Here is an 11,104-nt window from a genome sequence, read left to right as displayed (position 1 = left end):
AGGAGAACCCCATGGGAATCGACAGCCCGGACACGGTCTTCCAGGTGGTCGTCAACGACGAGGGCCAGTACTCGGTCTGGTTCGCCGACCGCGAGCTGCCCGCCGGCTGGAAGGCCGAGGGACCCAGCGGCACCAAGCGCGCCTGCCTGGACCACATCGAGAAGGTCTGGACGGACATGCGTCCCCGCTCCGTACGGGAACAGCAGGCCGGCGTCTGACCACCACCCCTTGCCGTCACCCGCCCCGGCACGCCCGCTCCAACAGCGCATCCGAACACCACGGACAACCGGTTGCACAGGAAGGTCTGGGAATGAGTCAGCAGCCACGTGATCTGAATTCCATGTCTCCGGAGGAGAAGCGCGAACTGCTCGCTCAGCTCCTGGAGGACTCCCCGAAGGACGGCGCGCCCACCATCCTCCTGGAGCAGCGGCGCCTGTGGATGCTGCTCCAGCTCGCCGAGACACAGCCCTGGCAGGTGCTCGCCGCGCTTCACATACGCGGCAGGCTCGACCTCGCCGCCCTTCAGCTGGCGCTCACCGAGCTGGTCCAGCGGCACGAGGTCCTGCGGATGTCCTTCCTGGACGTGGGCGGGCAGCCGGTCGGCAGCACCGCGCCCTCCCTCACGCTCAGCATGCCTGTCGTCGACGTCGGCGGCGCCGACCCGGACGCCGAGATCGCCCGGCTGGTCAAGCGGGAGGCGCGCACCCCCTTCGACATAGCCAAGGGCCCGCTGGTGCGCACCTCCGTCGCCCGGCGCGGCGAGGACGACCACGTCCTGCTCATCACGATGCACCAGCTGGTGGCCGACCGTCGCTCGCTGGGCCTGTTCGTGGACGACCTGAGCGCCGTCTACAGCGCCCTGGTGGAGGACCGGGAGGCCGAACTGCCGCCGGTGGCAGCCGAGTTCGCCGAGCTGGTGGCCGCCCAGCGGCAGTGGCTGGCCGGTGACGAGGCGGCCAAGGACGCCGCCTACTGGCGTGAGCGGATGGCCGACCTCGCCCCGCTCGAACTGCTCACCGACCGGCCCCGGCCCCCGTTGAAGACCATCGCCGGAGCGAGCGTCGGCATCGACCTCGGCCCCGCCGCCGTCGCCGGCCTGACCGGGTACGCCGACCGCACCGGCCAGGAGCTGTCCTCCGTGCTGCTCGCCGGCTACGCGGCCGTGCTCGGCCGGTACGCGCAGACCGCCGACCTGGCCGTGGGCGTGCCCGTGCCCGCACTGCCGTACCCGCAGGCGGAACGGCTGATCGGCCCCCTGCAGAACACGCTGCCGCTGCGTTTCGACCTGTCCGAGGACCCGACCCTGGACGAGCTCGTCACACAGACCGCCGCCGCCCGCGCCCAGGCGCTCGCCCACGGCCGGCTGCCCTTCGACCGTGTGGTGGAGGAGGTCCAGCCGCAGCGGGACCTCAGGCACTCGCCGCTCTTCCAGACCTTCTTCTCCTTCGAGGAGGAGCCCGAGTCCCGCGAACTGCCGGGCGCCCGGCTCGGCGCGCTGCGGCTGGACACCGGCTGGACCCCGCACGACATCGACCTGTTCGCCATCCGCAGCGGCGCCGGACTGCGCCTCCAGGCGCACTACAACACCGACCTGTTCGACGCGGACACCGTGCACGGGCTGCTGGGCCACCTCGCGCTGCTGCTCTCGCTCGCCACCGCCGAGCCGTCGCGCCCGCTGTCCGCGTTACCGGTGCTCACCGACGCCGAGCGGCACCAGGTGGTGACCGAGTGGAACGCCACCGCGCAGCCCTACCCGCGGGAGCGCTGCCTGCACGAGCTGGTGGAGGCGCGCGCGGCGGACGTGCCGGACGGCACCGCCGTCGTCGCCGGCGACCAGAAGTTGACGTACCGTCAGCTTAACGACCGCGCCAACGCCGTCGCCGCCGAGCTGATCGCCCGCGGCACGGCTCCCGAGACCCGGGTGGGCGTCGCCGTACCCCGCACCGCGGACTCTGTCGTCGGCCTGCTCGGGGTGCTGAAGTCCGGTGGCGCCTATGTCCCGATCGACCCGGCCTACCCCGCCGACCGGCTGAACCACATCCTGGCCGACGCCGGTATCGACGTCCTGGTGGGATCCCGTGCCGCCCTCGACTCGCTGCCCGCGCTGGACCGGACCGTCGCGACGGTGGCGACCCCGGACACCGATCCCGCCGTCCCGGCCGCCAACCCCGCCACCGGGGTCGGCCCGCGCCATCTCGCCTACCAGATCTACACGTCCGGCTCCACAGGGCGCCCCAAGGGCGTCGCCGTCGAGCACCGGCAGATCGTGGCCTCCACCAGCGCACGGACCGTCATGGAGGCGGCCGGACAGCCCGAGCGCTACCTCGTCCTGGCGCCGCTGACCTTCGACGCCTCGGCCGGCGGCCTGTACTGGACCCTGACCCGCGGCGGCACCGTCGTCTTCCCCGACGACAGCGAGCTCTACGACCCCCGCCTGCTGGGCAAGCTGATCCGCACCCACGAGATCACCCATGTCGACGGTGTGCCCTCGCAGTACAGCATCCTGCTGGAAACCGACCTGTCCCCGCACGACTCCGTACGGGCCTGTGTCCTGGCCGGTGAGGCGCTGCCACCGTCACTGGTCGCCGAGCACTACCGGCGCTCCCCGGACGCGGCGCTGTTCAACGAGTACGGGCCGACCGAGGCGACCGTCTGGGCCACCGCCCACACCTGCCGGCCCGAACACGCGGACCTGCCCCGGGTGCCCATCGGCCGGCCGGTGCCCAACGCCCGCGTCCACCTGCTCGACGAGCACCTCAACCCGGTGCCGCCCGGCCTGACCGGCGAGCTCTACATCGCGGGCGACGGCGTCACCCGCGGCTACCCGGCCCTTCCCGGCGACACCGCCGAACGCTTCCTGCCCGACCCGTTCTCCGCCCGGCCCGGCGACCGCATCTACCGCACCGGCGACCGCGCCCGCCACCTGCGCGACGGATCGATCGAGTTCCTCGGCCGCGCCGACGACCAGGTCAAGATCCGCGGCTTCCGGGTGGAGCTCGCCGAGATCGAGAACGTCCTGCTGCGCCACCCGCTGGTCACCGAGGCCGTGGTGCGGCTGCGGGAGGACCAGCCCGGCCTGCAGCGGCTGATCGCCTATGTCGTGCCGGTCGGCGGCCGGGTGCTGACCCAGGAGGCGCTCAGCGCCCACGCCGTCGCCGAACTGCCCGACTACATGGTCCCGTCCCAGTTCATCAGCCTGGACCGGATGCCGCTCACCCGGCACGGCAAGATCGACACGGCCGCGCTGCCGTCCCCGGAGGAGAACGTCGTCGGCGGCTACATCGAGCCCCGCACCCAGCTGGAGGCCGACATCGCCGAGACCCTCGGCGACGTACTCGGTCTCCAACGGGTCAGCGCCACCGCCAGCTTCTTCGCCCTCGGCGGCAACTCGCTGCTGGTGGCCCGCCTCACCGCCCGGCTCTCGCGGGAGCACGACGTCGATCTGCCCATCGACGAGATCTTCCGGGTGCCCACGGTCGAGGGCATCGCCCGCACCATCGAGACCCACCAGCGCAAGCAGGGCCAGGTCGACAGCGAGGTGCTCTACGCCCAGCAGGTCGCCGAACTGCTCGCGGACGTCAAACTCGACCCCGGCATCCGCCCGGACGGCCTGCCGCACGCCGACTACCTCGAACCCCGGAACGTGCTGGTCACCGGCGCCACCGGATACCTCGGCGCGTTCCTCGTCGTCGAGCTGATGCACCGGACCGACGCCACCGTCCACTGTCTGATCCGCGCGGAGAGCACCGAGGCCGCCCAGGAGCGCCTGGAGCAGGTGCTGCGCACCTACCGGGCATGGGACGACTCCTACCGGGACCGGCTGCGCGCGGTGGTGGGCGATCTGGGCAAACCGTCCCTCGACCTCTCCCGGGAGACCTTCGACGAACTGGCCGGCACCATCGACTCGATCTACCACAGCGCGGCCATCGTCAACTTCACCTTCCCCTACGAGGCGATGAAGCCGGCCAACGTGCACGGCACGGAGGAGCTGCTGAGGCTGGCGACCCGCACCCGGGTCAAGGCCTTCCACTTCGTCTCCAGCGTCGATGTGTTCATGGGCACCGGCGCCGAGCGGCCCTTCACCGAGGTGGACCTGCCGGAGAAGCCCCAGCGCATCCCCACCGGCTACCCCCGCACCAAGTGGGTCGCCGAGAAGCTCGTCGCCCTGGCCAGGGACCGCGGACTTCCGGTGACCATCCAGCGCCCGTGGATGATCACCGGCCACACCAGGACCGGCGCGTCCCACCACACCGACTACCTCTACGTCTACCTCAAGGGCTTCCTCGACCTGGGCGTGCTGCCGCTCTTCAACGACGTCATCAACGCCGTGCCGGTCGACTACACCGCCGAGGCGATCGTCTACACCTCACTGCGCAAGGAGAACTTCGGCAAGAACTTCAACATCACCAACCCCGAACCGACCACCATGTCGCAGTGCTACGAGTGGCTGCGCAGTTACGGCTACACCCTCAACGTCATCGACGAGGAAGAGGCACGACAGCGCGCCCTGGACGTCGAACAGGACCACATCCTCTACCCGATGACACCGATGCTGCGGGTCGCCTCCATGCGGCACGCCGCGCTCGACCCCGAACTCCAGAAGAGGGTCAATCCCGCGGACGAGTGCTGTGTGCTGACCGAAGCCCTGGAGGGCTCGGGCATCGAGTGCCCGCCGGTGGACGAGGCGTGGGCGCACTCCTGCTTCCGCTATCTGATCGAGACCGGGTTCCTCCCGGCCCCCGACGCCGAACCGGCCGCCGCCGACGGCTGATCGACAGCCGGCCGCCCCGGGCCCGCCACCTCTGTCACCGGCGGGCCCGGGGCTCCGGGCCCGGCCCCGACACGTACCCGACCCCTCCGTGAGAGACAGAGGTACCCGCCATGAGCACAGCACGCGAGGCGCCGACGGGCACGGACGGCACCGCCGTGCCGACCGTCGTGCACCTCGACATCGAGGAGACCGACGCCCGGTTCCTCACCGGGCTCCTCCGGGAACTGGCCGACACCTACCCCTCGGCCGAGGACGAGACCTTCCTGCGGGACGCGCCCCGACTCGCCTGGCGGCTGCCGCGGCGGATCGTGGACGCCCTCCAGGACTTCCGGCGCCACGAGAGCTCCGCCGCCCTCGTCCTGCACGGACTGCGCGTCGACGACGCCGCCATCGGTCCCACCCCGCTGAGCTGGGAGTGCCAGCCCGACCCCGCCTCCACCCTGCACGCCGAGCTCTACCAGATGCTCGTCGCCGGGATGCTGGGCGAGGTGTTCGGCTGGTCCACCCTGCAGGAGGGTCGGCTCATCCACAACGTCGTACCGATGCCGTCCGAGCAGAACGAGCAGAGCGGCCACGGCACCGTACGGCTGGAGTGGCACACCGAGGACGGCTTCCACCCCTACCGCTGCGACTATCTGCTGCTGACCGGTCTGCGCAACCATGACGCGGTACCCACCGGCATCGCCGGCATCGACTCCCTCACCCTCGGCGACGAGGTCATACGGGTGCTCCGCGAGCCTCGCTTCCTGATCCGGCCCGACACCGAACACCTCAGGCGGGCCGCCGGCCTGGTCCGGGGCAGCGGACGCCGCCACCCCATCCAGGTGATGCAGGACGAGCCGGAGCCCTGCGCCGTGCTCTTCGGCGGCACCGAACGCCCCTATCTGCGGGTCGACCCCGCGTTCATGACGGCCGTGCCCGGCGACACGGAAGCCACCGAGGCGCTGTCCGCGCTGGTCGAGCAGCTGGAGGCGCACCTGGTGGATGTCGCCCTGGGACCCGGGGACCTGCTCGTCGTGGACAACTACCGGGCGGTGCACGGACGGAGCGCGTTCCGGGCGCGGTTCGACGGCACGGACCGCTGGCTGAAGAAGACGGTCGTCACCCGGGACCTGCGCAAGTCCCGCGCCCAGCGTGCGGAGCCCGCCGCCCGCGTCCTCCTGTGACGGCCATCCGCACCGTCCCGTGACCGCTGCCCGGACCCCTCGCCCGGCGCGCCACCGAACCGCAGAGAGTGGAGGTACTTCACGTGTCGTCCGTGCAGCCCGCTGCCACCCCGCCGGCCCGCTGGGCGTGGCGCATCACCGGCGATCGCTCCGCGTCCGGGCTGCCGCCGACCCTCGGCCGGCTGGCAGCGGCCGCCGGTCAGGCCCCTCACGCCGGTCCTGGCGCATCCGGGCCCGTCCGGACCCCGGAGGTCGGCCGCATCGACCTGAGCCACACCGCCGACCGGTCCCGGGAGTTGGGCGCCGTCGCGCTGCGCGAGGCACAGACCCTGGACGAGCGGGGCGACGCCCTGCGGATCTGCCTTGTGCGGCTGGCGGAGGCCGAGCACGCCCTGCTGGTCACCGCCCACCGGCCGATGGGCCAGGGAGAGCTGCTCCCGTTCGTCGAGGGGCTGTTGGAGCTGACCGCCCGTCAGGCCGACGGGCCGGGCGCGGGCCCCGGTGACGACCGGCTGCACCGGCTGCTCGCCACGCTGCCGGACGGCTGGGCCACGGCGGGAAACGCAGCGCGGGAGCGGCGCGGCCCCGTACCGCCGCTGAACCTGCTGGCCGACACGCCGCGCCGGCCCGAGCGCAACCACCGCGCCGCGTCGGTGACCCGCCGCATATCCGTCGCCGCGGACTTCGCCGCCTGGTGCACGGCCCGCGGCTTCGAGCCGTACGAAGGGCTGCTGGCCGCCCTCACCGCCCTGCTCGCGCGCTACCGCGACACCCCCGAACTGACGGTGGCGGTCGACGCACCGGCCAGTGCCGGACCGCAGGCCCCGACGGCACCCCGGGGGGTACGGGTGCGCTGGACCGACAGCGGGACCACCGACGACCTGACCGCCGGCCTGGCGCGCGCACTGCGCGCCGAGGACACCGGCGACACCGATCGCCCGGACCCCGCCGAATGCCCCGTGCTGTTCACCTACGCGCACCACCACGGCCGCGAACTGGCGGCGCCGGGACTGCACGCCGTCGAGTTCGCCGTGGACAGCGGCTGGACCGACCGCGACCTCGGCCTCTCGCTCCAGGTGCACCCCGACGGCTGGCACCTGCGGCTCGACCACGACCCCGACGCCATCGACGCGCACGACGCCCGGCGGCTGCTCGACCGGCTCATCTCGCTGTGCGCCCGCTGGCCGCGCGAGCGGAGCCTCGCCGAGCTCACCGCCCTGACCGACAACGAACGACGCCAGGTCCTCGCCGACTGGCAGGGGCCCGAGCAGGACTGCCCCGACGCCTGCGTCCACGAACTCATCGCGGCCCACGCGCGGCGAACCCCCGAACGCCTCGCGGTCGTCTGCGGGGGCCGGCAACTCACCTACGGCGAACTCGACGCGCGCGCCAACCGCGCCGCCCGGCGCCTGCGCGAGCTGGGGGCAGGTCCTGAAGCGGTGGTGGCGGTGTACGCCGACCGCTCCGTCGAGGCGCTCACCGCCCTGCTGGCGGTGCTCAAGGCGGGAGCCGGCTATGTGCCCCTGGACCCCTCCTATCCCGAGGAGCGGATCCGCTATGTCGTACGGGACTCGGGTGCCCGACTTCTCCTGGGCGCCGGCCGTGCGCTCGCCGGACTGGCCGACCTGGCCGACGTGACCACGGTCGCCCTGGACGGCGAGGACGTCCTGCGGCACAGCGCGGCGGACCCGCGGCCGCTCGCGCGCCCGTCGAACCTCGCATATGTCATCTACACCTCGGGTTCCACCGGCGACCCCAAGGGCGTCGCCGTCTCCCACCGCTCACTGGTGCTGTCCAACGCCGCCCGCGCGGTCGGCGGACCGCCGCCCACGGTCGACCTCCTCACCATGCCGCTGTGCTTCGACGGCGCGGCCAGCGGCCTCTACTGGACCCTCGTCGGCGGCGGCACACTGCTCATGCCGACCGACGCCGAGGTGCGCGACCCGCGCGCGGTCGCCGCGCTCGCCGCCGCCTGGCCGGTCAGCCACATCCACTCGATCCCCTCGTACTACACCCTGCTGGAGGAGTCCTGCGGGGACGACGGGCTGCCGGAGCTGCGGTTCGTCTCGGTCGGCGGCGAACCCCTGCCGCCCCGGCTCGTCGCACAGCATCTGTTTCGCCACCCCGACGCGACCCTGCTCAACGACTACGGACCGACGGAGGCCACCGTCTGGGCCGCGGCGCATCCCTGCACCTCCGCCGATGCGACCGCGCCGCTCGTGCCGATCGGACGCCCGCTGCCCAACTACCGGCTGTACGTCCTGGACCAGGGCATGCGGCCGGTGCCCCCGGGGCTCCCCGGCGAGCTCTGCATCTCCGGTACCGGGGTCGCCCGCGGCTACCTCGGCCGGCCCGCGCTCACCGCGAACGCGTTCCTTCCCGACCCCTACGGGCCGCCCGGCAGCCGGGTCTACCGCACCGGCGACCGGGCCCGGCAGCGGCCGGACGGCCGGCTGGAGGTCCTGGGCCGGGCGGACGACCAGGTCAAGGTGCGCGGCTTCCGGGTCGAACTCGGCGAGATCGAGAGCGCCTTGCTGCACCACCCCGCGGTCGCCGAGACCGCCGTCCGGCTCCGCGGCGGCACTGGTGCCGAGCGCCTGGTCGCCTTCGTGGTGGCCGCCGACGGCAGGCCGCTCACCGCGGCGCGGCTGCGCTCCTGGCTCGACGCCCGGCTGCCGCCCTACATGCGGCCGGACAGCTATGAATTCCTGCCGTCACTGCCCAGGAACCACAACGGCAAGATCGACACCCGGGCGCTGCCCGGAGCCGACGCCGCCCCGGCGACCGGAGCCGCCGGAGAGCCGCCGGCCGAGCAGCGCGGCGGGCCCGCGGTGCACGACCTGACGGCAGAGCAGGTCGACGTTCTGCTGCGGGGACTCGTCGAGGACCCGGGACGTGCGGTCAGGGCGCCGCGGCACTGAACGCCCCGGCGGGCGCGGCCGGCCCTGGCAGTGCCGGCCGGCAGGGGCCCGGCAGGGCGAGGGACAGCGGCCGGTTCGGCTGGGGCCCGGCGACGCGGGTGAACAGCGCCGAACGCTGCGGCTCCGGGAGCTCGCTCTCGAAGAGCTCACGGGCGCACAGCGCGATGAGTTCGAGGAACCGGTAGCGCACCGCCCCCAGATGGTCCACCGCCACGATGTCCAGCAGACCGCGGTCGACCATCTCGTCCAGCAGCCGCTCCGCCAGCGGCCGCGGCACCCCCTGGACAGCGGCCGCCACCGAGGCGGGGAAGTCGGGTGTCGGCAGCAGACTCAGCACGAACCACAGGGTGCGGGCATCGCTCGGCAGCGCCCGGATGCTCGGCGTCAGCCGCTCGCGCAGGTCGAGACCGCCCTGGGTGAGCTGATCGAGCCGCAGCTCAGGGTCCTGCAACTGCTCCGCGAACCGGGCCAGGGAGAGATGCGGCCGGGCGGCGAGCCGCGCCCCGGCCGCCCGCAGCGCCAGCGGCAGCCGCCCGGTCAGGGCGACGATCCGGTGGACGGCGCCGGGCGCCTCCTGCGCGCGTGCGCTGCCCACGATGGTGGTGAACAGGGCCACCGCATCGTCCTCGGGCAGCACATCCGTCTCGATGGGGCTGCATCCGGGCAGGTCGGTGAGGCCGGCGCGACCGGTGAGGACGACCGCGGCGTGCGGCCCGCCGGGCAGCAGGTGATGGATCTGTTCGCTGCTCGCCGCGTCGTCGAGGAGGACCAGCACCCGGCGCCGGGCCAGCACACTGCGGTAGAGAGCGGCCCGCTGTGAGGTGCCGTCCGGGATCTGTGCGTCGGGGACGCCGAGGGCGTGCAGAAAGCCGCGCAGCACCTCGGCGGTGTCGGCGGGCTCCGCCCGGGAGCCGGCGAGGTCGGCGTAGAGCTGCCCGTCGGGATACCGGTCCCGCACCTGGTGGGCGACCCGTAAGGCGAGTGCGGTCTTGCCGGCCCCGCACTTGCCGGTGAACTGGCAGCTGCGGACGGCTCCCTGGGGCGCCCCCGGCGGGTGCTGCTCCGGGCCGTCGCCGTCCGCCGTGAGGACGCACACCGCGCGGGCGATCAGCGCCTCCCGGCCGACGAAGTCCGCGGGCTGCGCGGGGAGTTGGGCGGGAACGGTGGCCAGGTTCACCGGTGCCGTGGCGGCCGTGGGGATCAGGAGCGTCCCGGTCAGGATCTTGTGATGCAGTTGCTGGAGGCGGGGCCCCGGTTCGAGGCCCAGTTGGTGAACCAGGGCCTGACGGGTGGTCCGGTACGCCGCCAGCGCCTCGGCGCGCCGGTCGTCGCCGTACAGAGCGGTCATCAACTGCCCGCAGAACCTCTCCCGCAGTGGCTGTTCCTCGACCAGCGCGGTCAGCTCCGCGACCAGCTCGCCGTGCACACCGACCTTGAGTTCCCCTTCGATGCAGTCCTCCAGAACGGTGAGCCGGCGCTCCTCCCATTGGGCGGCGGCGGCCTGCACCGCCGGGCTGTTGATCTCGGGGAGGACCGGGCCGCGGAAGATCCGCAGGGCCTGCCGGTAGAGGGAGACGGCCAGTGCGGCGTCGTGACCGGCGGTGGCGCGTGCCTGCCGTACGAGCCGGTCGAAGACCATGGTGTCGATCTGCTCGCCGTCGAGATGCAGGGTGTAGCCGGAGGGCTTTGTCTCGATCAGGCCGCTGTGGGCGCCGGCGGCGACCAGCGTCTTGCGGAGTGACCAGACACAGGTCTGGATCTGGGCGGCCGCCGTCCTGGGAGGATGGCCGTGCCACACCGCCTCGACCAGCCGTTCTATGGAGGTGGCCTTGTTGGCGTTGACCAGGAGCAGGGCGAGGATGGTGAGTTGACGGTTCCGCCGTAACGGGAGCGGCTCGTCGTCGACACATGCTTCGAGTGATCCCAGGATACGAAAGAACAAGGCGTCTCCAGTGGGGTGAGCCGAAGGGACGGTTGGGGGGTGTGGACCATGTCCGGAACCCACCCATACCGGCGGCACCCGCCGGGGATCCGTATGGAGTGGGGCGGCGCATTCCCGTCGCGGGCCCCGGCCGAACGGCTCGACGGTCGAGGTGTGCTCGCCGGTCGCGGAACGCCGTCGACGACGCGTCGGTAGCTGGGGGGGATCAGGGCGTCCGGGGACGGGGTGCGTGGGTCGTTTGTTGTGCTCGGCTGTAGCAAAGTCCGCCTGGGGCCGAGGAGTTGCCGCACTGCCACCTGGGACC

At 72.8% G+C, this 11,104-nt stretch carries 5 protein-coding genes; 4 read left to right on the top strand and 1 reads right to left on the bottom strand.

Annotated elements, in window-relative coordinates; all coding sequences use genetic code 11:
• Positions 1-11: 11 nt before the first annotated feature.
• The 4 genes from FCH28_RS31485 to FCH28_RS31470 all read left to right on the top strand — a co-directional run bounded on the left by FCH28_RS31485 (position 12) and on the right by FCH28_RS31470 (position 8,858).
• Entirely contained in the window at positions 12-218 is a 207-nt protein-coding gene (locus FCH28_RS31485; RefSeq protein WP_136743586.1) for an MbtH family protein, read from the top strand.
• A 92-nt stretch (positions 219-310) separates the two neighbouring features.
• Complete coding sequence (locus FCH28_RS31480; protein ID WP_136743585.1) at positions 311-4,771, top strand: non-ribosomal peptide synthetase; 4,461 nt, start codon at positions 311-313, stop codon at positions 4,769-4,771.
• Positions 4,772-4,881: 110 nt separating this feature from the next.
• Positions 4,882-5,937, top strand: a complete 1,056-nt coding sequence (gene gntD / locus FCH28_RS31475) for a guanitoxin biosynthesis L-enduracididine beta-hydroxylase GntD (RefSeq protein ID WP_136743584.1) — start codon at positions 4,882-4,884, stop codon at positions 5,935-5,937.
• Between the two features lie 83 nt (positions 5,938-6,020).
• Positions 6,021-8,858: a non-ribosomal peptide synthetase gene (locus FCH28_RS31470; protein ID WP_136743583.1), complete on the top strand. Its 2,838-nt coding sequence runs from the start codon at positions 6,021-6,023 to the stop codon at positions 8,856-8,858.
• On the opposite strand, the gene FCH28_RS31465 is transcribed toward FCH28_RS31470, so the two are convergent.
• Complete coding sequence (locus FCH28_RS31465; protein ID WP_169314301.1) at positions 8,839-10,800, bottom strand: AfsR/SARP family transcriptional regulator; 1,962 nt, start codon at positions 10,798-10,800, stop codon at positions 8,839-8,841. The two genes, FCH28_RS31470 and FCH28_RS31465, sit on opposite strands and share 20 nt — an antisense overlap.
• Positions 10,801-11,104 lie beyond the last annotated feature (304 nt).

The sequence above is a fragment of the Streptomyces piniterrae genome (assembly GCF_005048155.1).
Lineage (GTDB): Bacteria > Actinomycetota > Actinomycetes > Streptomycetales > Streptomycetaceae > Streptomyces > Streptomyces piniterrae.
The sequence above is the reverse complement of the archived record's forward strand: the minus strand, read 5'-3'. Positions and strand labels throughout refer to the sequence as shown.

Coding starts and splice junctions, on each gene's coding strand:
- FCH28_RS31485 (WP_136743586.1), top strand. CDS start 12: ATGGGAATCGACAGCCCGGACACGGTCTTCCAGGTGGTCGTCAACGAC.
- FCH28_RS31480 (WP_136743585.1), top strand. CDS start 311: ATGAGTCAGCAGCCACGTGATCTGAATTCCATGTCTCCGGAGGAGAAG.
- gntD (WP_136743584.1), top strand. CDS start 4,882: ATGAGCACAGCACGCGAGGCGCCGACGGGCACGGACGGCACCGCCGTG.